Origin of the sequence: Paenibacillus spiritus (genome assembly GCF_008710135.1) — a bacterium.
In the GTDB taxonomy this organism is placed as follows: domain Bacteria; phylum Bacillota; class Bacilli; order Paenibacillales; family Paenibacillaceae; genus Paenibacillus_AQ; species Paenibacillus_AQ glufosinatiresistens.
Map to the genome: position 1 here is coordinate 539,166 of NZ_VYKK01000004.1, position 23,442 is coordinate 562,607.

Annotated in this window: 14 protein-coding genes and 1 pseudogene; 5 read left to right on the forward strand and 10 right to left on the reverse strand. The window is 55.7% G+C overall.

What is annotated here, in order from left to right:
* Nucleotides 1-61 precede the first annotated feature (61 nt).
* Both F4V43_RS04230 and F4V43_RS04235 read left to right on the forward strand, forming a co-directional pair.
* Nucleotides 62-1,822 (forward strand): sensor histidine kinase, encoded by a 1,761-nt coding sequence (locus F4V43_RS04230; RefSeq protein WP_150456984.1) that lies wholly within the window; start codon nucleotides 62-64, stop codon nucleotides 1,820-1,822.
* Nucleotides 1,800-3,407, forward strand: a complete 1,608-nt coding sequence (locus F4V43_RS04235; RefSeq protein WP_150456985.1) for a response regulator — start codon at nucleotides 1,800-1,802, stop codon at nucleotides 3,405-3,407. The genes F4V43_RS04230 and F4V43_RS04235 overlap by 23 nt, the downstream gene beginning before the upstream one ends.
* On the opposite strand, the gene F4V43_RS04240 is transcribed toward F4V43_RS04235, so the two are convergent.
* From F4V43_RS04240 to F4V43_RS04275, 8 genes are all read right to left on the reverse strand, one after another.
* On the reverse strand, nucleotides 3,404-6,385 hold the full coding sequence (locus F4V43_RS04240) for a GH36-type glycosyl hydrolase domain-containing protein (protein WP_191089469.1): 2,982 nt from the start codon (nucleotides 6,383-6,385) through the stop codon (nucleotides 3,404-3,406). The two genes, F4V43_RS04235 and F4V43_RS04240, sit on opposite strands and share 4 nt — an antisense overlap.
* 28 nt (nucleotides 6,386-6,413) lie before the next feature.
* Complete coding sequence (locus F4V43_RS04245; RefSeq protein WP_150456986.1) at nucleotides 6,414-7,283, reverse strand: carbohydrate ABC transporter permease; 870 nt, start codon at nucleotides 7,281-7,283, stop codon at nucleotides 6,414-6,416.
* Nucleotides 7,280-8,263: a carbohydrate ABC transporter permease gene (locus F4V43_RS04250; RefSeq protein ID WP_150456987.1), complete on the reverse strand. Its 984-nt coding sequence runs from the start codon at nucleotides 8,261-8,263 to the stop codon at nucleotides 7,280-7,282. Before F4V43_RS04250 ends, F4V43_RS04245 begins: the two co-directional genes overlap by 4 nt.
* Nucleotides 8,264-8,332: 69 nt before the next feature.
* Nucleotides 8,333-9,757, reverse strand: coding sequence for a sugar ABC transporter substrate-binding protein (locus F4V43_RS04255; RefSeq protein WP_150456988.1), 1,425 nt, complete (start codon nucleotides 9,755-9,757; stop codon nucleotides 8,333-8,335).
* Nucleotides 9,758-9,889: 132 nt separating this feature from the next.
* Nucleotides 9,890-14,563 carry a carbohydrate binding domain-containing protein gene (locus tag F4V43_RS04260; RefSeq protein WP_150456989.1) on the reverse strand — a complete coding sequence of 1,558 codons (4,674 nt, stop codon included), beginning with the start codon at nucleotides 14,561-14,563 and terminating at the stop codon, nucleotides 9,890-9,892.
* 263 nt (nucleotides 14,564-14,826) lie between these two features.
* Nucleotides 14,827-15,036, reverse strand: a complete 210-nt coding sequence (locus F4V43_RS04265) for a hypothetical protein (RefSeq protein ID WP_150456990.1) — start codon at nucleotides 15,034-15,036, stop codon at nucleotides 14,827-14,829.
* Nucleotides 15,037-15,050: 14 nt separating this feature from the next.
* Nucleotides 15,051-15,572: a PRC-barrel domain-containing protein gene (locus F4V43_RS04270; RefSeq protein WP_150456991.1), complete on the reverse strand. Its 522-nt coding sequence runs from the start codon at nucleotides 15,570-15,572 to the stop codon at nucleotides 15,051-15,053.
* A gap of 132 nt (nucleotides 15,573-15,704) precedes the next feature.
* Complete coding sequence (locus F4V43_RS04275) at nucleotides 15,705-16,850, reverse strand: cysteine desulfurase family protein (RefSeq protein ID WP_150456992.1); 1,146 nt, start codon at nucleotides 16,848-16,850, stop codon at nucleotides 15,705-15,707.
* A gap of 224 nt (nucleotides 16,851-17,074) precedes the next feature.
* On the opposite strand from F4V43_RS04275, the gene F4V43_RS04280 reads away from it, so the two are divergent.
* The gene (locus F4V43_RS04280; RefSeq protein ID WP_150456993.1) at nucleotides 17,075-17,566 is read left to right on the forward strand and encodes a ferritin-like domain-containing protein; all 492 of its coding nucleotides are present in this window, start codon (nucleotides 17,075-17,077) and stop codon (nucleotides 17,564-17,566) included.
* A 1,073-nt stretch (nucleotides 17,567-18,639) separates the two neighbouring features.
* On the opposite strand, the gene F4V43_RS04285 is transcribed toward F4V43_RS04280, so the two are convergent.
* Nucleotides 18,640-19,950: a Kelch repeat-containing protein gene (locus F4V43_RS04285; protein ID WP_150456994.1), complete on the reverse strand. Its 1,311-nt coding sequence runs from the start codon at nucleotides 19,948-19,950 to the stop codon at nucleotides 18,640-18,642.
* A 442-nt stretch (nucleotides 19,951-20,392) separates the two neighbouring features.
* Here F4V43_RS04285 and F4V43_RS04290 point away from each other — a divergent pair.
* Nucleotides 20,393-21,201 (forward strand): annotated as a pseudogene (locus F4V43_RS04290) (IS3 family transposase).
* A gap of 379 nt (nucleotides 21,202-21,580) precedes the next feature.
* On the opposite strand, the gene cymR reads toward F4V43_RS04290, so the two are convergent.
* Nucleotides 21,581-22,000, reverse strand: a complete 420-nt coding sequence (cymR, locus tag F4V43_RS04295; RefSeq protein ID WP_150456995.1) for a cysteine metabolism transcriptional regulator CymR — start codon at nucleotides 21,998-22,000, stop codon at nucleotides 21,581-21,583.
* Between the two features lie 199 nt (nucleotides 22,001-22,199).
* Between cymR and mnmA the strand changes: the two genes are divergently transcribed.
* Nucleotides 22,200-23,318 (forward strand): tRNA 2-thiouridine(34) synthase MnmA, encoded by a 1,119-nt coding sequence (mnmA, locus tag F4V43_RS04300; RefSeq protein WP_150456996.1) that lies wholly within the window; start codon nucleotides 22,200-22,202, stop codon nucleotides 23,316-23,318.
* The last annotated feature ends 124 nt before the right edge of the window (nucleotides 23,319-23,442 follow it).

Here is a 23,442-nt window from a genome sequence, read left to right on the forward strand (position 1 = left end):
ATCACAGGCCCTCTGCCGCCCTGTGATATAATTTTTTCATTATTATGCAAAGGATGATCCTATGGCACGGCGGGCAAATCTGTTTGTCAAACTGGTAGCGCTTCTTCTTACGCTCATCTCTGTAACGCTGCTGTTCTACGGAAGGTCTTACCGCAGGGACGTCAGCGTCATTACGAACCAGATCAAGATTACCGACCTGAATCATCTGGAGTTCTTCGCCCAGCAGATGGACAACAACATTAACCAGCTGGCCGGCAATATGTATGCGCTTCAGCGGGACCCGACGATCCGCGATTATGAGCATATTCGCCAGCTCGGGCATCTGGTCGATCCGAATCAGACCAACCTTACCGTGTTGGAGAAGATCTCCCTCCAGACCGGCTCCAGCACCTGGGAGAATCAGATCGCCCTGTACAAGCCGCAGAGCGGCGAGACGCTCGGTTCCGATTCGTCGATTCTCTTGGATTCCTCCATGCTGAACCGGCCGCTCCCGGAGAACTGGGAATACATCCGGTCGGCAGAAGGCGGGGATACGGCCGGATTTCAGCTGGTGCTGTCCGATCCCGCAGAGAGCCGCACCGATCCGAAGCAGGCCGAACTTCTCATGACGGTCTTTTTTCCGGTCTCCAATCTGGAGCGCATGTTCGAAACCTACCAGTCGCAAAACATCGGCGATACGTTTCTGTATCATCCCTATTTCGGCTTCATCCTTTCCCGGAACGCCGACCGGGACAAGGCCCGCCAGCTGTCCGCCGCGCTGCCGGAGGAGGGAACCCGGGAATCCTCAAAGATCGTCGCTTTGAGCGAAGGGCGTTATCTCGTCAGCTCCGTGTCTTCCTCCGCCATCGGCTGGAGAATCGTTCATTACTCGCCTCTGGAAGAGATCATTCAGCCGATCAAGGGCAGCCGGTATTCCTTTCTGACGGCCTCGATTCTTCTTCTTGCCATGAGCATGTTCTTCTCCCTGCACCTCTACAAGCAGGTTCAGAAGCCGGTCAGCCTGCTTCTTCGCTCTCTGAACCGGATGAAGGAAGGACGCTGGTCCACACGCATCCATGTCCGGACGAATGCGGAATTCACGATGCTCAACGAGGAGTTCAACGACATGGCAGCGACGATTCAATCGCTGATCGAGCAGGTGTACCTGGAGCAGATCCGAGCCAAGGACGCGCATTTGAAACAATTGCAATCCCAGATCAACCCGCATTTTCTGTATAACTGCCTCTTCTTCATCAAGAGCAAGGCCGGCATCGGCGACACGGAAGCGGTGGAAGCCATGGCGCTGAGTCTCGGCGAGTATTACCGCTATATGACGAAACTCGACCATTCCCTGACGACTCTCCGGGACGAGCTTCGGCTGCTGGAGAATTATCTGGCGATCCAGAACTTGCGCAAGCAGCGCATCCGCTATCATCTGGAGGTTCCGGAAGACATGCTTGGCCTGGAGATTCCGCGGCTGCTGATTCAGCCGGTGGTGGAGAACAGCATCATTCACGGCATCGAGAAGAAAATCGGCCAGGGCTGCATCCGGATCAGCGCCTGCCGGACCCGCGAAGCGATCCTCGTCACCGTAGAGGACAACGGTGCCGGCATGACCGACGAGGCGATCAGCCGGCTGTACGCCAGACTGAACGATCCGGTCCGGGAAGACCGTCCGGACGAAGGCGGCTGCGGTCTCTGGAACGTCCAGCAGCGGCTGAAGCATCATTACGGCGAAGCCTCCGGACTAAGAATCGCTTCGGTGCCCGAGGGCGGACTGCAAATTACACTTCATATGGAACAACACAAGGAGGACCCTGATGCATCACATTCTGCTGGTTGACGACGAGCCTTACGTGGTCGATGACTTGTCCATCTCCGTTAACTGGGGAGAACTGGGCTTTGAACAGGTTCATAAAGCCTACTCCGGGCGCGAAGCGCTGGAGATTCTTCAGCACAATCCTGTCGATATTGTAGTGACGGATATCAATATGCCGGAAATGTCCGGTCTGGAGCTCATTGCGGCCATCCGCAGCCGCTGGAAGCCTACCCGGGTGGTCATGCTGACCGGATATGCCGAGTTCGAATACGCCCGCAAGGCGATTGAGGAGCAGGCCAGCGCCTATCTCCTGAAGCCGATCTCCAACGACGAGCTGATCGAAGTGATCGGCCGTCTTCAGCAGGAGCTGCGCGAGGAATGGAGCTCGAAGGCTTCCTATCAGCGGACCCTGCAGACCTTCCGGGAGCATCTGCCGCTGCTTCGGGACCGTCTGCTGGGCGAGCTGCTTCAGGGACGCAAGCTTCCCTCCGCTCAGCTTGCCGAACGGCTGGAGCAGTTCGATCTGCCTCTGCGTCCCGGCCGCCCCGTCTGTCTGGCCGTGGTGCGGCCGGAAGAATTTTTCCGCAATCAGGACATGAACAGCATGCTGCTCTTCGAGTATGCGATTCTGAATATTGCGCATGAGCTTTTTCAGGACGGCTTCCATATCTGGTCCTGCAAGGATGTGCATGACTACCTCGTTATTCTGCTTCAGCCCCGGGCCGAAGAGGAAGAGACGGGCGAATGGGAACGTCAGGTAACCCAGAGCGCGTATCAGCTTCAGAATCATGTCGGCATGCTGATGGGCGGAGGTCTCTCGGTCGTCACGACGGATTGGGGCAGCTTCCCCGGCCAGGTCTACAGCCTCTATCAATCCGCCATTTCCGCAATCCGGCAGCATATCGGCAGCGAGAAGGGCATTTATCTGAATGCCGCGAGCTCCGCTGGCGCTCCCCAGGTAGAAATCCTTCAGCCGCTCTATGAGCCTCCCATGCTGTTCCATATGTTCGAGGCCAACAACTGGGAAGGGATTCAGGCCAAGCTGGACGCCATTATTGGAGAGATGCAGCGCAATTCCGATCTCTCCCTGGAGCATATCCATGAAGTCCGGCTTCATCTGGAGACGGCCTTCTATTACTTCGCCCACAAGAACAACCGGCTGCTCAGCGATATTGTCGGCAATCCGCTGCTGGAGCCCGCTTTGTTTCAGACCCCGGACAAGCTGGGGCAGTGGGCCGAGGCCATGATTGAACGGCTGCGGGATTATTTCGACTCCGAACGGCGCGACAACCGTCTGGGTCTGATACACCGGGTCCACGCCTATATCGACGCCAACCTGCATTACGTGTCGCTTCAGTCCATTGCCGACCATGTCGGGATGCATCCCGTGTATCTGTCCAAAATGTACAAGCTGGAGACAGGCAGGCGCATCAGCGATTACATCAGCGGAGCGAAGATGGAAAAAGCGGCGTATCTGCTGACTCATACGCCGCTTAAAATATACGAGATTTCAGCCGAACTCGGCTATTCCAACGCCCACTACTTCATCAAGCTGTTCAAGGAGTACGCGGGAATGACGCCGCAGGATTTCCGCGACCGGGCGCTCTAGCGCCCGGCTGCTTCAAACTTCAGCTCCACCTCATGCAGACCTCCGTCGGCCAGGAGAGGAATCCGCCCATTCTCCAGAGGCTTCCCGTCCATCGTCAGCACCGCCGTGTCGTCCTTCACCCGCCGGAATCCTTCCGGCTTGACGATCCGGATGTGATAGGCCGCCCCTTCCAGCCTCAGCGTATAAGACAGCTCGGTGTCCGTATCCGCAAGGACGGGGTCGAGCGCAAGCCCATCCGCCTTGTATTCCAGCCCAAGCGCCGCCATCAGCGACAGCGTGAGCCAGGTTGACGTTCCGCTCAGCATCGGACCGATGTTCTCTCCGGTCTCGCTGTTGTTGTATTGGGTGCAGAATCTCGGGTTGCCGCAGACGGCAAACGGGTCGTCCATTGTACGGAATGGAAATACCCGGTCCATCAGCCAGTGTCCGCTCTGTCCCAGACGCGCCGCAAGCGCCGGGTCCTGCACTTCCTTGGCCCCCTTGAACATCGCAGCCGCCGCCATCATGCAGGCGTGCTTGAACACGCCGCCGTTCTCCCGGTCACCCGGGAAGTATTCGTCGGAAGCCGTATGCGAGGATACGCGTCCCAGCGCGACGGACGAGACCAGCTTCAGCCCGTAAGGCGTCCAGAGCCGCCGGTCGAGCGTATCCAGCATAATCTTGATCTGCTCTTCGTCGGCGCAGCCGGAGAGGACGCTCCAGCTGAAGGAATTCAGGAAGTACGAACCGTCGTGGTCCGGATCGGCGGACAAGCCGTCGCCGGCCGCTCCGAGATAGGCATACTCGCCGTCCGGGTACCGGTTGAACAGTACGCGGGCATAGAAGTCCTCTTTCCAGGCATGCTTCTGAATCCGTTCGCGCAGCTCTGCGCCAAAATCCGCAAGTTCAGCGGCGTAAGCCCCGCTGCCCTTCTTCTCCGCCAGCTCCGCCAGTTCATCCACCGCCAGCTTGAGCAGGAAGGCGTTCATGACGCTCTCGGAATAGTCGCTCTCCAGCGGGTCGCCGAAGGTGCCGCCCGCTTCCAGCTGGCGCCGGTAGCGCGCTTCCTTGTCCGGGCCGTTGATGCAGGTGCTGTCCAGCTTCAGGCAGTCGTTCCAGTCCGCATAATCGAGCAGCGGGAGCCCGTGACGCCCGACCGAAATCCGCCCCGAATACGTAATGATCGCCTGCAGTGTCTCAAAGACGGGACGCTGGCGCGAAGTTCCCGCTATCCCGCACGGTTCCTCCAGAAACTCGATATCGCCCGTCAGCATGACGTACCGGTATACCGCCTGAATCAGCCAGAGCGCATCATCCGACCACTTTCCGGGCTCTTTGCCGACCCAGAAGAAGTTGTGGTAGGCATAGCCGAACTCGAATACCATGCCGGTCCACTCTTTCAGCAGACTGCGGACCAGATCGCGGCGCCCCATGCCGACAAAATAATACATCGACGCATACAAATCCTGAATTTCCCGGAATCCGATTTCCCGGTATCCTTTCTGGGTCTGGCAGAAAGAACGCGAGACAAAGGTCTGATACAGCACCTGGAACGGCAGATTGCGGTTCACATAGGCGTCCAGCGGCTCCGACCCGGAAGCAAGCTGCAAAAATTGCCCGTACTCGCGGACAAAGCCGCGCGCTTCTTCCAATGCCGCTTCGGCGGTCTCCGGCGAAGCGAACCGCGCAAGCAGAGCGGCGACTTCATCTTTAAGCGCGTCGTCGCTCCAGACGCCGCCGGCCTTCTCCGAGACCAGTCCGGTGAGCTGGTCAACGGCTACGGTTGCCCCGGCCGCGATCTCAAGCGGAGCGGCGACGGCGAAGAAGCCCGGTCCCTTGCGGTTCAGCACGCTGCTCAGCCGCAGCGCACCCGAAGGGCGGTGCAGCGAGCCGGTCCCGACAAATTCGTTGTAGCTGACGCTGTATTCGCGCGGCAGCTCGGGGCCGTTCGGACCATGGACGACCATGGAATGGAACCGCAGGTCCGTCCGTCCGGCTTGCGGATAATAATCGGGACTGACGGCAACCACCGCTCCGTCTTCGTTCCGAAGCACGCCGCCCTGCATAATGACATTGCTGTACAGCACATCCTCGAACAGCGCATTCGGAGCGGCCGAACCGAACATGCCGGTGTAGACGAGTCTCAATCGCCGGGACGTCTCTCCATGGTTGGCAATATCGATCCGCTGCACTTCCGTTGCCAGCGGCTCGCCTGCCCGCTGCGGCAGAATAAAGAGCGTTCGTGTAATCTCCAGCCCGCAGCGGGTCCGGTAGCGGATGACCGTCATGTTCTGGGAATGGGTGCACACCGCCGATTCGATCCGGGCATCCCCCGGTTCCGCCGAGTAGAAGATCTGTTCGCCGTCCTCCAGCAGATAGAACTGGCGGTTGGCCGGAAATCCGTTCTCTTCCTGCCGCATATCCCAGCGGGTAGCCAGCACCTGGGTCGCCGCGTGCGACCGGAAGCTTCCCCCGCCCAGCCGGTCTACGACGCTCTTGGGCGTAGTCTGAAGCGCATGGTCGAAGCCGATCCGGTTGCCGAGCAGCAGATTGACCCCGAAGTGCGGGCCGGGCAGCGGACTCCGCAGATCCAGAATATGCTCGCCGTCCTTGTTCAGCGAACCCGCCCAGCCGGCGGCTTCATCCAGCAGGCGCAGCGCCTCCCAGGCGGCCGCAGCCGGAACCGCCGCCTCCCGGATCTCCAGATCGGCTCCGCGCACATGCAGTGACAGCCCTTCGCTTCCTCTGCCCAGGGTCAGCAGCGCCGAAGCGCCGCTTCCCGCCGGGGGAAGAAGGGCAGCCATGCCCGGAAGCGACAGCAGTTCCCGGATCGCCGGCAGCCGGTAAGGCAAGCCGGCTACCCCGATCGCAGCCTCGTGCGAAGAATCCGCAAATACCGCGCTGACCGGGGCATCCGGAGCGATCAGCCCGGAGAATGCCTCTCTCAGCACGTCTTCAGGCGACTTCTTCAATTCTCTTGCAGCCAAGTAATTCAGCATATGAATCTTCCTTCCTGGCACAGCCGGATCAGCCCTTGACGGCCCCGGCGGTCATGCCGCTGATAAAGTATTTCTGGGTCATGAAGAACGTCACCATAACCGGAAGCGTAACCACCGTCGATGCGGCCATCAGCAGATCATAACGGGTATTGTATTGTCCGACAAAGAGCCGGATGCCGACCGGGATGGTCTGGACATCGGAGCTGGTCGTCAGCACCCAGGCGAAGAGCAGTTCATCCCAGGCCGTCAGGAAGATGAAGATACCGGTCGCGATAATGCCCGGCAGGGAGAGCGGCAGGATGATTTTGTAGAAAGCCTGGAATTTGGTGCAGCCGTCAATCACCGCCGACTCCTCCAGATCCCGGGGGATGGAGACGAAGAAACCGCGCATAATCCAGATACTGATCGGCGTATAGAAAGCCGTATAGACCAGAATCATGCCCCAGTACGTGTCGATCATCGGGAGACCGAACGTATTTTTGATCCACAGGAACATCAGATAAATCGGGAACAGGAACATGATGCCCGGGATGAGCTGGGTGGAGATAATGCTCATGCTGAACAGCTTGGAACCCGGGAATTCAAACCGGGCGAGCGCATAGCCCGCCATCACCGCAAAGGCGCCGGCGAGAAGCGTCGTCACGCTGCAAATAATCAGACTGTTGCGGAAGTAGACGGCAAAGTTGACCGTATCCCACATATTGACGTAATTGACCCACTGCGGCTTCGGCAGAGAGATGGTCGTGATGCCGTTCATAATCTCGTCGTTGGCGTGCAGCGAGGTGAACACCATCCAGAGGATGGGGAACACGGTAATAATGACGATCAGCCAGGTCATCGTCGTCAGCAGGAAAGAACCGACAGAGCGGCGGGCGCGATGCTTGCTTAATGTACTCATTGTGCGTTCAACTCCGTTCTGAATGAGCGATACCAGACTCCGACTACGCCCAGCATCGCGATCATCAGCATCAGGGATGCAGCAGAACCCGAGCCGAACGCCCAGTATCCGAAGGATTGACGCGTCAGTGCGGTCATGAGCAGATCGCCCCACTCGCCGGGATAACCGGCCCCGTTGCCGAACATGGTGGAGACGATGTTGTAGGAATAGACATTGTTGATAATCTGGAAGAGCAGCTGCACCGCAATAATCGGCTTCAGCATCGGCAGGGTGATATGCCAGAACTGCCGGATCTTATGCGCCCCATCAATGGTTGCCGCTTCGTAAATATCCCCTGGGATCGTCTGGAGTCCCGCCAGAAAAATAACCATCAGGAACGGCCAACCTCTCCAGATGGTAGGGATGATAATCGCCCAGATGGTATTATGGCCCATCAGCCAGAAGGGCTTCTCGTCCATCAGGTGCAGCACGTCAACCAGAATATGGTTAATGATGCCGTTCTGCTGCCACATGAATCCCCACAATACGCCGACCACATAGGAAGGTACGACCCAGGGAAGCAGCATGGCGGTACGGGCGATGCCCCGCCCCGGGAAATCCCGGTTCATCAGGATGGCCATCATAAGGCCCATGACCATGACTCCGGCCGTTACAATAACCGAATAGATGATGGTGTTCCGAATCGCATAGTCCAGCCCCTGCCGGACCGGGTTGTCGGAGTTGAACAATAAGCCGACATAATTGTCCAGCCCCACAAACGGCGCCTTCAGGTATTTAACCAGTGTGAATTGATTCAATTTCAGGAAAGACATCCAGATGCCCTCAAGCATGGGCAGCAGATGGACCATCATCATGAACAGGAGTGTCGGCAGCATCAGCAGATAAGCAAATTTATGTTCTTTGACCTTTTTGCGCCATAACGAGCGTTTCTTGCGGGCGGGGGCTTGGCCCCGGGTGTCGGCTTCCGTATGGAGTCCCATCTCATATCCCTCGCTTTGTCAATGAAGGGCCGCCGCGCCCTTTCAGCCGCAGCGGCCTTTCGTTATTCTTTATTGGTTGACGATCGACTTAACTTCGGATGCGGCCGCATCCAGTTCCTTCTTCACGCTCTCTTCGTTGTAGGTGCCCTTCACACCGGCAACAATATCCCAGATGTTGGCAAAATGCTTCTGCAGCGCAGTCTCCGTCGGGCCCCACTGCGGAATAGCCGGGTAGCCGCGTCCGTATTTGGTCGCTTCGGCGAATGCCTTCATGCTCACATCCTGGTTCGGATCGTTCAGAACCGACAGCTTGGACGGCAATTGGCCGGATACATCGGCATACGCCTGCTGGGCTTCATCCGTAGACAGGTATTTGATCAGATCCCAGGTGGCTTCTTTATGCTTCGAGCCGCTGAAGACCGTCAGGTCGCTGCCGCCTACGAAGGTATACTGGCCGCCGGGTCCTGCCGGAAGCGGAGCAACGGCGAAGTTCTTGGCTGCGGCCTTGTCCGACATCCCGCCGTTCGCCTTCGGAGTCGCAAAGTTCTTGGCAAGCCATGCGCCGGAGATAATGACCGCCGATTTGCCGTCGCCGAAATCGCTTTCGATTTGGGACGAGTTTTTCTCCAGTGACGCTTTCTCGACCAGACCCTCATGCGCAAGACCGGTATAGTACATGACGCCCTGGAGTCCCTTCTCGTCGTTGAACGTTACAGTCTTGTTGTCGTCCGCCAGCACGCTGCCGCCCGCTGCCCAGACCCAAGGGAAAATGTTATGGACAACGTTCCAGTCATTCTTGCCCGGGAGCCCCAGAGCCGCCATCTTCTTGCCGTCGACCGTTACGCCGTTCACTTTTTCCAGTGCGGCTTTGAACGAATCCCAGTCTTTGAAGGCTGTGGCGGTGTCCACGCCGGCTTGTTTGAATGCATCGGTCCGGTAATAGATCGCCCGGGCATCGACGAACCACGGAACCGCGTAGATGTCTTCCTGTCCCGATACGGAGGTTGTATCCCAAATTGCAGGCAGGTAGGATTCAGCGCCTCCTACGTCGGCCACCTTGTCGTTCAGCTTGTCGATGCCGCCCATGCTGGCAATCGCCGGCACCCAGGTCGTGCCGAGCTGGAGAAGGTCAGGACCGGCTCCGCTCGTAGCGGCTGTCGTAATCTTGGTCCAGGCAGAACCCCAGTCCAGCACGGTAACCTTCACGCTCACGTTCGGATGTTCTTTCAGATACGGATCAATCGTCTTCAGGAAGTCGGCGTCCGGCTTCGGGCTGTTCGGCATGATCCAGGCGGTCAGCGTAACCGGGTCCTTGCTGGCCTCTGCCTCGGCAGGGGCCTTCGAAGCGCTCGGTGCGCTCGAAGCACTTGATGATTTAGCGTTGTTATCCGAACTTTGCTCCTTGTTGTTCCCGGCATTGTTGCCTCCGCATCCGCTGATGGCTACGGTCAGTGCCATGAGCAGAATGCCCAGTGACGCTCCTGTCTTTTTCATTCCTACAATCTCCCCCATTTAGTTAAGGTTGTGTAAAAGAATGCGGAGGCGGCTGTCCGTCCCCCGCATCTTCATTATAAAATTGGCGCTTCCCGGTCTAAATACCAAATCCCGAGCCGGGATAACAAAATATCAACTCGACACCAGGTGTAGGTCATCGATTACAACATCCAGATTGCCTGCGCTGTCCTCGATGTTCCCGAGCTCAAAAGAAACCCGTCCGATCGGCGTGCCGCCTCCGGTTACGTCGAATTCAACGGTATATTCCTTATACTCCGTTCCGAGATCAACGATCTGGCTTCCGTAGCCGTGCCAGGCATAATTATCCGCGGCATCCAGCCAGCCGAGACTGACATTCATTTTGCGCGGCTTGCTGGCCTTAGCCTTGAAAGTAAGAGTGTAATGGCTGCCGTCGTTGTACGTAATGCCTTCATAGTACACCTGCCGGTCCCAGCTGTTGCTTCCCACGGTTCCGACCTGAATCTTCAGCGCTTCATCTTGATTCGAGATGGACAGGGCTCCGCTGTCGGAGGAATAGAAGGTCCATCCCGCAAGCGAAGGGGCCGAGAAGTCGCCGTTAGGCATCAGGTTCTCGGAATAGGGCTGCCCGGCCAGAACGGGATTGACACGGATCAGCGAGACATTATCCAGCTTCACGGTATGCTGGCCCAGCGCCTCCGTAACTTTGCCGAGACTGAATTGCAGCACGGCGGAGACGTCACTGGCCCGAGCGGTAAAGAAGTATTCAAAATGGCCGTTCGCTTCGGTCAGCGGCACGATTTCGTTCAGATAAGTCGTCCAATTCTTGTCTATCGTTCCGTCATGTTGAATCAGCACCCGAATATCGCGGGCAAGCGAAGCTCCTGCATCGAAGCTGAGCTTGTAGGTTCTTCCCTGTTCCAGTGCGAAGGGCGCCTGCTTCACCTGAACATGCCAGTCTTCCTCGCCGCTTCCGCCTACCGTTACGGCCAGTTGGCCGTTATCTGCGGCCATGAAGCTGTTCGGATCGCTTTCCCCATCCTTCTTGAACAGCGTCCAGCCTTCCGTCTCCTGATCCATTGTCCCGTTCACTACAGCCTCCCGGGAAAGATCCAGCCAGGCCAGCCGGTATCCGCTGCCGCTGAGCCGGAAATAATACGTCCCGGCATCCAGACTCAGCGGTGCGCCGGACAGCGAGCGGTAAGCCGTTTCGGCATTCCCGATCTCCGCTGCATAGACATCGGCGGTCGCAACGGCCTTCTTAGAACTGTCCAGCACGGTCAGCTCCAGCCGCGACGAAGCTTGGTCGCTTCCGGCGCGGATCGTCGGAACGAAAGTCCCCTGCCGGTTAATCTGGACTTTGAAATCCGCATAATCGCCTGGGTCCATTCCGGTCATATCCTTGCTGCCTTCCTGGCCCGGCGCCAGATCAACGCCCGAGGCATTCCAGTACTGATCGGCCTGCATATGCAGATATTGGTCGAGAACCGGAGGCGATGGCTTGCGGACCAGACGAACATTGTCGAGTTCCACGCTTCCTGCGGACAGACCCATCAGAAAGCTGAGTGTACCTGCACTGTTCCCGGAACCGGGCACCTGAATTTCCGTGCTGTAGGAAGTCCATCCGGTTGAGAGCTCCATCTGCGAGCCGTCCGGGTAAAGGACTTCGCCGTCTTTCGTTGTCAGACGGATGCCGAGCGGTCCCCGGCTGTCCGAACGGGCATCGAACGAGAGCTGGTAAGAACCTGCGGCCAGAGGCAGCCCTGCCTGCGAGAGCACTGCGGCATCAGCCGATGAACCCGGCGTCTGGATGTCGGCGCGGAACTCTCTCTTCATCAGCGGCAGTTCCAGGCGGTTCGTTACGCCGGCCGCAGCCTGAATGCCGGAAGCGGAGTCGGTCCCGAACGTCCAGTAGCCCATTCGGCCGCTGCCCAGCTCGAACCCGCCGTTGTAGATCAGATTGCCGTCGGCAAGAGGCGTCCGCTCCACAGGCAGCGGCTCGGTCTCGACGACCTTGACATTCGTGAAGTAGGCATCGACATCACTCAATCCGAGGTTGAATTCGAACCGGGCATTGTTATCCGTCGGCTGATTCATGTTAAAGGTGTACGTGTAGGAAGCCCATTGGTCGGTCAGATCGAAGAACCGTTCCTGGGAATAGGCCGTCCAGCCTCCCCCGAATTCGGTCAGCTTGCTCATCACCCGCCGGGCCGCGTCCGCTTTGGCATCGAACGTTACTTTGTAGGCTTTGCCCTTCTCCAGCATCATCGGCATCTGGGTGAGCTGAATCGAATAATTCTGCGTGCCGGCCTGATCGACCGTAACTTTAGCCGCGGTTCCCTTCTCGGCATCGGTTACAACCTGGACATGCCCCGATCCTCCGGCGTTCTCGATGAACTGCCACTCAGCCGGCACGCCGCTCGCCGCAGCTTCTCCCGTGAAGTTCCCGTTATAGATCTGGTTGCCGTCCGCTAGAGCCGGACGCTGCGGATGGGCATCGCCCGAATGGACGGGGCGTTCTCCGACCGCCGGCCACTGATCCAGTCCTTTGTATTGATAGACGCGGACGTAGTCCACATACATGCGGTCCGACTGGAAATTATCGGCCGGGTTCCCCGGCCAGGAACCGCCCACGGCCAAGTTAAGGATCATATAGAAAGGCCGGTCGAACGGAGCCGGGTACGTATAATAGTCCGGCTGCCCTTCTCTTTTCGTTCCCCAATCGCTGGTTTCAAAATACTTCTCTCCGTCTACGTAGTAGCGGATCAAGCCGGGCAGCCACTCCATCGTAAAATCATGATAGTCGTCGGCAAAGGTCTGGCCTTTCGGCAGTACATAGGTCTTCGACTGCGAGACATGCGGGATATCATAGTGAAGCGAACCGTGAACCGTCCGCGGATACAGATCGGCATTCGCCTCGTCTCCGGCAACCGGTCCGGTCAGCTCCATGATGTCCATCTCGCCGCTGCCCGGCCAAGGGCCGTATTGATTCTCTTCATCGGTCGGCATCATCCAGATGGCCGGCCACATGCCCTGCTGAATCGGCAGCTTGGCCCGGACCGTGAACTTGCCGTAGGTCCAGTCTCCCTTCATCTTGGAGGTCAGCTTGCCGGACGTATAATTCTTGCCGCCGTACGCCTCTTTCCGCGCCTCCAGCTCCAGGACTCCATGGCCGCTCTCCTTCATCAGCTTGGCATTATCCGGATGGTAATACTCCAGTTCGTCATTGTAGACGACGCCGGTATTCTGGACATTCCATTTGGATTCGTCGATCTGCTCGCCGTTGAATTCATCGTTCCACACCAGCTCCCACTGCGAGTCATCCGTGGAAGGAGTCGCGGTTGGCGATGCCGTCGCGGTTGGTGATGCCGTCGCGGTTGGCGATGCCGTCGCGGTTGGCGATGCCGTCGCGGTTGGCGATGCGGTCGCGGTTGGCGATGCGGTCGCGGTCGACGATGCCGTCGCGGTCGGCGATGCCGTCGCGGTCGGCGATGCGGTCGCGGTTGGCGATGCAGTCGCCGTCGGCGATGCGGTTGCCGTTGGCGATACGGTTGCCGTTGGCGATACGGTAACCGTCGGCGAGGAGCCTGTCCCGCCTGTTCCTGCCGTTGCTGCCGCTGGCGGCGAAGAGACCTTATCTCCGGTCAGTCCCTGAAGCACCGTTCCCGAAGTGAGCGTCTTTCCGTTAAACTGGATGCCTTCCGCCTCCACTTCCAGCCGGTCCACGGTTCCGCGGTTCTCAATTCGAGAACCGGAGGCTGCTGCATCCACGATAAGCGTGCCTACCCGCACATCCGGCGAAATCACGATGCCGGCAGGCTGGACCAGCTCCAGCCGCGCAGCGGAGCTTCCTTCTTCCAGCACCACCCGGACCGGCGCGGCGGATTTATCCACAATCACCCGCTCCAGCGCGGATTTCCGGAATACTACAGAATGCTCTCCTCCGCCGGAGATCCGGCTCACGCCCGCCACCTGTAGGCCGGTCACATTCACGTCTCCCTCGGCGGCTCCCGGAGCTACATACAAATTCCCGGCCACCGCCGCGCCCTGCACGGCTACATTCGGCCGGTTGATAATCAGACTTCCCTGGAGGCTGCCCACCTTGTAGCTTCCTTCGGCCGGACTGATCCATCCGATCATCCGGTCCAGCAGCGCGGCAAGCTCGCCCCGGGTAAGCTCCGCCTTCGGCGCTATTCTCCCAGAAGCATCACCGCTGAGATAACCTGCGGCCAGCAGCGCATTCACGGCTTCGCGGGCGTATGCCGAGACTTCGGCCCCGTCAGTTCCGGCGTTCACAAGCGACTTCGAACCCGGCTCCATCCGAAAAGCCCGGTACAGGAGCGCCGCCGCTTCCTGCCGCTGGACGGCGGCATCCGGCCGGAAGCTGCCGTCCGGATAACCGGCTGCAAGTCCGGCTGCATACGCCTGCCGAACCGGTTTCTCATACCAGGAAGAAGCGCCTACATCCGTAAAGGCAGGTTGTCCTTCCGCCGTATACCGGAAGATCCGGGTCATAACGGCTGTCAGTTCGGCGCGGGTGACCGCACGCTTAGGCTCATAGCGGCCTTGGGCGTCTCCCTGCAGAATGCCGGCCGCAGCCAGCTTCTCCGCCGCCCCGGCTGCCCAATGGCCCTTCATGTCCGTGAATTTCGCCTGCGCGGTTGCGCCTTCGGCTGCATCGCCGGCGGCAGCAAGGGCAACGGCTGGAGCCGCCTGAACGGAGCCGCCGGCCTTGCCTGCTGCAGCTCCGGCCGAAGTGTTCCCGATCGGCAGGCTGGTCAGCAGCAGGAGCCCGACCAGAAGCTTGGAAATGGTAGTGCGATACAAAAGTCATTCCTCCCCCTATGAACATCAACGAATTCCGGCGACTGTATCGCCGGATGCTTCCAGTATAGGGGCCGCTCTCTTGGGGAGGACATACCAATTCCTTAGCCCGCATACCAAAGATGCAAGCCTTCCCGAGTACGAAGCCCGCAGGGTTACACGTGTGATTTCGCACAAAAACCCACTCTCCCGGCAGGCGTGAGCCTCCCGAAAGAGCGGGTTTCGTTCATGCTATGTAACTTCTTCGCCGGGCAGAAGCTCCCGCCTTACGAAGTAGCCTGAATCTGCGGAAATTCGGGCACGGCTTCCTCGCCGCAGAACAGATCATCGAGCGAGCTGAGCGTGCCGTCCTCTTCCACCTGATACACCGACATTTTCTCGCCGTTCACCGTCAGTTCGATGAAGCAGCCCCAGCAATAGAATTGATGGGAACCGATCTTGCCTATATCCTTGGACCCGCAGTTTGGACATTTCATTCTCTTCATTCCACCTATCCGTTGACAATATTAATGGCTTTCTCCAGGCGTTCTTCGCTCATTGCGGGGACAAGCAGCGCGTCCTCCCCAATGGATATTTCCTCGGAACACGGCAACCATTTGCGGCCTTCCATCAGATCGGTCACAAGCCCGTCACTGATTTCAAGGGCTACTATTGTGTTTCCCATCTTTTGGTCAAAATAAACATCGGATACCTTGCCGAGAATCGTTCCGGTTGCCGTTACGACCTGGAGATCCTTGAGCTTATTCTTCCCTTCCAGAAAGGTGTATGGAATACGGTCGGAATCCGTCTTCTGAATCGCTTCTTCGCTGGTTATCATAACGGCATCCTCGCCATAGGCGACGATGTCCTTCCATGCCACAACTTTCACATGACCGCCGAAAAAAGACTTGCTTTCCAGTTCTATACCCGCAATCGTCCAGTTTGAATCCAGTATACAGTCAACAATTTTGCCGATGACCTTGCCCTCTTCCACACCGAACACGGAGAGTCCGATCATATCCTGCATCTTCATGTCCTGGGTCTCCTCCCTAATCGATCCTTGCGGGAAGCGGACAAGCCTTACCTTGCGCCGGACTTCACCGCATTGAATGGAGATGAGCGGTCCGAAACCGTGAGCCCATGACCAGCCGCCAAGCGCCTACGCTTACTTACGCAGCCGATGCAAAATGGTTTCAATTTTTCGGGCGACGACTTCCATTTCTTCAGTAGTATTACCCAATCCTGTGCTAAACCGAACCGCGGACGTCAAAAGAGGCTCCGGCAGATTCATGGCCTTCAGCACATGCGATACTTCCAGCGAGCCCGAATTGCAAGCCGAGCCGCTGGAAGCGGCGACCCCTTCCATATCGAGATTCATCAGCAAGATATCCGAGCGGACGCCGGGGAAGCTCACATTCAGAATATGGGGGGCAAAATGCTCCGGGCTGCCGTTGACGGCATACGCATCCGGTCCGATCCGACGGTCGAGCTGCGAGAGCAGCTCGGTCCGCAGCGCCAGCGCCCGGGCCCGTCTCTCCTCCAGTCCGGAGACCGCCAGCTCCACCGCCTTGGCGAACCCGGCCATGCCGGCCAGATTCTCCGTCCCGGCGCGCCGGGAACGTTCCTGCAGCCCGCCGTGCAGCCGGGGGTGCAGCGGAGCGCCGGAACGCACATAGAGGCCGCCGATTCCCTGCGGCCCGTTAATCTTGTGCCCGGCGAAGCTCATATAATCGACGGGAAGCCCGCGGAGAACAATCGGCAGCATTCCAATCGCCTGAACGGCATCGACATGGAGAAGAATACCGCGCTCCCGCGCCAGCTTCCCGATTTCTTCGATCGGCTGTACAGTTCCGACCTCGTTGTTCGCATACATCACACTGATGAGAAAAGTGTCCTCCCGAAGCGCAGCTTCGACATCGGCCGCCGATACCCGGCCCGTCCGGTCCACCGGCAGCCGGGTTACCGCATAGCCGAGCCGCTCCAATTCGTCCGCGGCATGCAGAACAGCGTGATGCTCCACCGCCGTCGTAATGAGATGCCCGCCCTGCGGAGCCCGGGCGGACGCAGCGCCGAAGAGCGCCAGATTGTCGCTCTCCGTGCCGCCTGCGGTGAACACCCACTCCGCCGGCGAACAGCCCAAAAAGGCGGCGATCGTATCGCGCGCCTGGCTTACGGTTCCTTTGGCGGAACGGCCAAAGGCATGAACGCTGGAGGCGTTGCCGAACTGTTCCGTCATTATCGTCATCATGGCCGCGGCAACCTCCGGATGAATCGGAGTCGAGGCAGCATGGTCCACATAGATTGAGTTCATCTTCATTCTCCCGGTTCAAGCCTCCGCCCAACAGCAGGTAAATCGGTGGGCTTGGAGGGTTATACATTCTATCACATACTACCCCTTGGAGGCAAAAACATCAACCCGGCGCCTTCCATCCAATATTGTCCAAGCCGCAGATGGTGAAGCTTCAGGAAAGTAAACCGGCCACCTGACATAGAATTTTGAAGAAGAGAAGAATTACAGGAGGTCGGATAAATCCTATGTACGCACATTATTATCACAGACAAGGGTGGCAGCGCGCAGCCTTCCAGCCGGTCTGGGCGACCAGCTATGCCCAGGCGCTGGAGCTTATGAAGCAGTCGGTACAGGGCGAGAAATCGGACGAATGGTTCTATGACCAGCTCATCCGGCTGGCGCCGAACAAGGAGCAGGCCGACATTATCGTCTCCATCCGCAATGATGAGCGAAGCCACAACCGAATGTTCCGTCAGATCCTTCAGGAACTGACCGGACAGCAGGTCGGACCCGGAAATCCCGAAGAAGCTGAATCCCCGCCCGCCACCTTCCGCCAGGGCCTGCAGACCGCTCTCTTCGGCGAACTCTCCGCAGTCGAGCGCTACCGCAAAATGTGGTTCGGGCTGCCGCCGGGCGTCTACAAAGACACCGTCTTCGGCATTATGATCGACGAACTCAAACACGCGGACAAGTATAATTACCTGCTGGGTACGCTGCATGAGCACAAGGCTACTTGAGGGTCAGGGCGTAATTCTGTTCTAGGCAGAAAGGGGCTCCATTTGTGGATAGCCCCCTTGTTTGTATGAACTTATTTCTTACATAATATTTTCACTTCTGCTAGATAGAAGTGAAATAGCCTATTATTATTGTCTCGAAACTAATTACATGGTAATTTACGGGTAAATAGTTGAAAGATGAGGTTACTAGTTGTCCACCGACCTTTAAACCGCCTTATCCCTTTTAATCATCCCAATCAGTTAATTTTATTATTCCTTATACTTGAGAACAAAGAGAACGACTCCCCTTTCCCCTCAAAAATAAAGTCATCTTTTGTAGTAGCTCGCTCTAGGGATTCCGGCAATGGATAACAGATGTGTCACGCTATGCCGGTTGCGTAGTTCCTCAATTATTTGGTAGTTGTCCTGTAGACAGGGGCAACCTCCCGGACCAGATTTGGATAACGCTTTTTCGAGAATCCACCTGCGCTTTCAGGTAATTCTACTCCTCTTCGACATTGGCAAACTTCGTGTTTGGACGTCATTTAAAGGGACTTCTGCTTCCCTTGAGAGTATCGTAGACCTCCCCAGCCTTGTATTTCTTCACCAATTCTTGAAGCTGATTCTTGTTTCGGATACACAATCGGGTCGAGACTGTAGTGTATTTATCTTTCCTTTCCCATTTAAGCCTTTGCCGCCTTTCTGTCCTTTTTTATCCATACGAAAATCCTCTCTAAGTTCACTTCATCCTCATGATACCATGTGGACTTTTGTGAGTGTTACTTGAAGGGGATAATAGCTTTTTGCTGCCTTTTAGTTATTGTTCATACTCTTGTTAATTTCTCCAAATAGCTAGGCAAGATGCTCTGGAACATAGTAAAAAAATCGAGCAGCAACTCTCTTGGTAATGGAAGATTGCTGCTCAATGTTTGTGGTGGACAGAACCTCAACGCACCCCAAAAATACCAACCTACAAGGCGTTTTTAGGGCGAAATGAAGCGATCACAGGAACCAAAACCACATCACTCAGGACTTGCGCGTAACAGGGACTTTTATCAATCATAAGTTGTACTCGGCTCACTCAGGTCGTAAAGTCACTCTTTAGCTGAGTATTCATTAACACTAAAGGTAAGGATTTTATCAAAGATCACGTAGTCTTTTCGACTGGTGAATGGCCCTTTATTATTATCATGCTTATCTATGGCATAAAATACATTTCCAGATCCATTCTGTTTATTCTCATACCAAGTAATAAATGCGTTGACTTCGTCCATACTCAGATCAAATTCTTTCTCAAGACCAGTATTCATGGTCACAGTAAGAATTGCACGATCACCGGTTGACTGTTCCGGGACTGGTGTAGGTACCGGTATTGAAGTCGCTGAGGGCTCAGGGGTTGGCGCTATTGTGGGTACAGGTTCCTCAATTGTAATCGTTTCTACAGTTTTTAATGTTCCGTTAGTTGCTCCAGTAGAACCGCCAACAATATACAATTGACCATTTACTACAGCTGCACCACTTTGATATCTACTATCAGTTAAATTAGTAAAACTGGATACATTATTTTTCGCTGGGTCGTAAATCTGAACAGTAGAAAGAACCGTTGATCCATTCTTTCCTCCTAAAATATATATTTTCCCATTGAGTGTTGCTACTGCTGCTCCATGGGGGGCATTTTGTAAATTTGCTTTTGCCTCCCAAATATTTAAGATTGGATCATACTCATAAATAGTATCAGAAGTTATTTGGGGGGTAGTAGGCGTTTTCAATCCTCCCAATATATAGATTTTCCCGTTATTGACAGCTCCGACTGGCCCATTAGCAATTACAGGTAAATTAGTTTTAGTTGACCAGACTCCTGTTGTCGTATTAAATGCCTCAACGGTCGACACAAATACGTTGATATCTGTTGCTCCTCCTACGACATAAATGTTGTCCCCAACAACAGCAGATGCTGCCCACGATCTCCCAGCTTTCATCGGTGTTGTAGTGGTCCATGTATCGGAATCAGGGCTGTAAACCTCTACTTTGGGAGTTCTTACAGGGGTACCACTCGCATTATCGTAGTAGCCTCCAATGACATAAATCTTATTGCCCACAACCGCTGCGGTAGCAGCAGCCCTTGCAGTAGGCATATCACTTTTTTTAGACCATAAGTCTGATGATGGATCATAAACATATGTAGTTTTTTGTTTTATGCCATTAGCTGCTTGATCTGAGTTTCCTACGCCTCCAAATGCATATATCTTACCTCCGTATTCCACCATTGCTGCTCCAGCCCTTGCTTCTGGAAGGCTGGTTTTTGGGGTCCATACTTCGTTAGATTCTGCAAACCCTGAAGTAACAGTAACCAGAGATCCAAAGATCATAAATATTGAAACTAGCCATATAAATTTTCTTTTCAAAAAAACCAACTCCTTTAAGATGTATGCATCAAGCCTACACTAAAAAAGAGTGTACAAATAGTCTGTTATTCAACATTTATTTACAATAAACTTAAGAGTTAAAGGGAATATGTGTATTAACAGAAAATCTCTCCGGAGTTTCATATTATCCAGAATTACCATCCGCTTTGGTTACCTTTAGCTTATATACTTAAGGCCCTGAATAAATGCCCAAAATATTTCTCGACTTTAACCTTCCATCTCGTCGATATCTGTGGTCCCGAACCTCTTCAGGCGCTCGGTACGCTTCCCCAGGAGACATACCTAATCAGGGACAAATACAAAAGTCAACCCAAAAATTAACCTAGTTGGTACTGCCCCCGTAACGTGAGACAAATTAAAACACCTTCAAGACAATGGAACCAGTCGTAAGATAGGAAGATAACCCTGGAGGTGTATTGCGTTGGCAACCAGAGTGAGCTTTCCAGTAGAAATAAAGATGAAAGCTATAGAAATGAGGTTAGCACAAGTTCCGGTGAGAGAGGTTATGGAAGAGCTGGGAATACGGAATAGGACACAGATAAAGACATGGATGAGCTGGTACCCGAACACTCTTCAGAGCTTGAAAAGGTAAAAGCAGAGAATCGGTTTCTTAAACAGCAATTAGACAAGCGGGTTCAGTGGATTATGCAGCGTGAGGGACTACAATGCCGCGCAAGGGTGAAGAAACAAAAGACGACAGGGCAACTCGCACAACCTGCGGAGCATCTGCCCAATCGGCAATTTCATGCGTCAGGCCCCTTGCAAAAACTAGTCACGGACCTTACCTGCTTGCCGTTTTGGGGCAGGATGCTGTACCTTTCAAGTATCTTAGATCTGTACAACAGAGAAATTGTCGCTTACAGGATAGCGGACAAGCAGGACACGTCCTTTGTATTGGATACGTTGGTCAACTTCCAAAGCAGGCCAATATGCTGCTCCACAGCGATCAGGGCAGTGTGTACACGTCTCAGGCGTACCGGGCGCCAGTCAAGGAAAAAGGCATTACCATGAGCATGTCCCGTAAAGGAACGCCCGCGGATAATGCCCCCATGGAATCGTTTCATTCCACCCTAAAGTCTGAAACGATTTATCTTGAAGATCTGTAGGGGTATAACGACGGCCATCGTTGAACGGACCGTTCGAGACTACCTCACCCACTATAACTCAATTCGGATTCAAGCGAAACTAAATAACCAGTCGCCGGTGGATTTTTGGCGAATGACTGCTTAAACTTGCAAGGTGTTTTGATCCCTGTCTCACAATCAGGGTGCAGTCCCATTCCCGCCTCGTACAAAGAAAATACGTTAAGAAAAATCCCAGAATGCACCCACCGAATGTTATGGGCGCGGCGAGACTGTTAAACTTCCTGCTTTGCCTTACTTATACTTCTGTCATATTTATTCCCAATAAAGACCCCGACAGGAGCAGGCCCATCGACGTCTAAACGCACATTAATTGGAGTCTTCCATATGCCACCTTACTCTCTTTCCGTCAGCCCCTCCGCAAGCATGTACCCGCGCAGGCACCTATGGCTGATTCAGTAAAGTGCGGGTAACTTACGGGTAACGAATTTCATATCCCCTTTGAAATCACGGAATTCTGCTTCTTTCTAAATATAGAACATATAATTATCCACCTGCTCCTCTTCCTTGAAGGAGATCAAGTCCAGCAGCGTGGTAGAATCTAGCACGTCGGCGATGCTGTCCCGGATGCGCAGCCAGAGGTCGCGTTTGGCCGGGTCGTCTTCTTCCGTGAAGTCCACGGGCGAGATCGGGCCTTCCAGGACGCGGATAATGTCGCCGGCCGTGATCTGCGCGGCTTCGCGGGACAGGATATAACCGCCGTAGGCGCCCCGGATGCTCTTGACGAGTCCGGCGTTGCGCAGCGGTGCGATGAGCTGCTCCAGATAATGCTCGGAGAGCCCGTTCTTCTCGGCGATGCTCTTCAAGGAAGTCGGGCCTTCGCCGAATTTCAGGGCCAGCTCCATCATGATGGTCAGGCCATATCGTCCTTTAGTTGAAATCTTCAAAGGAACACCTCTTTCAAAATAGTGGCTGAGTATAGTATAATGGATTGTTCTTGAAGGCAATGTCGTATTTCAATCTATTCCGATATATACTCTCTGTTTATGTTATCATATCCCGGACAACAGGGGGAAAGCAAGTCGCAACTTTCGGACCGTTTGTATTCCACAGGCGGACACAAATTCAGATAAAGATGGTGATACTGTGGCAAAGGCAATCGCGGACACACGGGTGGTCGTCGGCATGTCGGGAGGCGTGGATTCTTCCGTAACGGCGCTGCTGCTGAAGCAGCAGGGTTACGACGTCATCGGTATTTTCATGAAGAACTGGGACGACACCGACGAGTTCGGCGTCTGTACCGCAGAGACGGACGCCGAAGACGTCCGCCGCGTCTGCGAGCAGGTCGGCATCCCTTACTATACCGTCAATTTCGAGAAAGAATACTTCGACAAGGTGTTCACGTATTTCCTGGACGAGTATAAGGCCGGACGGACGCCGAATCCGGACGTCATGTGCAACCGGGAGATCAAATTCGGCGAATTCCTGAACCGGGCGCTCCAGCTCGGCGCCGATTATGTGGCGACCGGCCATTACGCCCGAGTCGTGGAAGAAGACGGGGTATACCGCCTCCTTCGCGGCGTGGACGCCAACAAGGATCAGACGTATTTCCTGAATGCCCTGAATCAGGACCAGCTCTCCAAGGCCATGTTCCCGATCGGGCATCTGCCCAAGCCGGAAGTCCGCCGGATTGCGGAGGAAGCCGGTCTCTATACCGCCAAGAAGAAAGACAGCACCGGCGTCTGCTTCATCGGCGAGCGCAACTTCCGCGAGTTTCTGAGCCACTATCTGCCTGCGAAGGGCGGAGAGATGGTAGACATTGCGACCGGCGAAGTCAAGGGCCGGCATGACGGGCTCATGTATTACACGCTCGGCCAGCGGCAGGGCCTCGGCATCGGCGGATCGGGAACGGGCGAACCGTGGTTCGTGGCCGACAAGGATCTGGAGCGCAACATTCTGTACGTGGTGCAGGGAGACAAGCATCCCAGCCTCTACTCCACCGGCCTCGTTGCTTCTGGCGTAGCCTGGACTTCGGGCCGGGACCTACTGGCGGACGGCCCTCTGCGCTGCACGGCCAAATTCCGCTATCGGCAGCCCGATCAGGGCGTAACTTTAAGCCGGCGGACGGACGGAACGGTTCAGGTGGATTTTGACGTACAGCAGAAAGCCATTACGCCCGGCCAGGCCGTCGTCTTCTACCAGGGCGAAGAATGCCTGGGCGGAGGCACGATCGAATCGGCGGACAAGCTGGTTCCGCTGACGTAAGCCTACATTCCGGCAGGCCCGTCAGGTTCCCGGAGAAACGTCCGGTGATGCGCAATCCGCGGCGGAATGCCCACACAGCCGCCCTCAACCAACAAGGCCCCTGCGGTCCGAGCGAAACGCTCGG

Coding starts and splice junctions, on each gene's coding strand:
- F4V43_RS04240 (WP_191089469.1), bottom strand. CDS start 6,385: ATGCTGAATTACTTGGCTGCAAGAGAATTGAAGAAGTCGCCTGAAGAC.
- F4V43_RS04255 (WP_150456988.1), bottom strand. CDS start 9,757: ATGAAAAAGACAGGAGCGTCACTGGGCATTCTGCTCATGGCACTGACC.
- F4V43_RS04265 (WP_150456990.1), bottom strand. CDS start 15,036: ATGAAATGTCCAAACTGCGGGTCCAAGGATATAGGCAAGATCGGTTCC.
- F4V43_RS04245 (WP_150456986.1), bottom strand. CDS start 7,283: ATGAGTACATTAAGCAAGCATCGCGCCCGCCGCTCTGTCGGTTCTTTC.
- F4V43_RS04230 (WP_150456984.1), top strand. CDS start 62: ATGGCACGGCGGGCAAATCTGTTTGTCAAACTGGTAGCGCTTCTTCTT.
- F4V43_RS04280 (WP_150456993.1), top strand. CDS start 17,075: ATGTACGCACATTATTATCACAGACAAGGGTGGCAGCGCGCAGCCTTC.
- F4V43_RS04275 (WP_150456992.1), bottom strand. CDS start 16,850: ATGAACTCAATCTATGTGGACCATGCTGCCTCGACTCCGATTCATCCG.
- F4V43_RS04270 (WP_150456991.1), bottom strand. CDS start 15,572: ATGAAGATGCAGGATATGATCGGACTCTCCGTGTTCGGTGTGGAAGAG.
- F4V43_RS04235 (WP_150456985.1), top strand. CDS start 1,800: ATGCATCACATTCTGCTGGTTGACGACGAGCCTTACGTGGTCGATGAC.
- F4V43_RS04250 (WP_150456987.1), bottom strand. CDS start 8,263: ATGGGACTCCATACGGAAGCCGACACCCGGGGCCAAGCCCCCGCCCGC.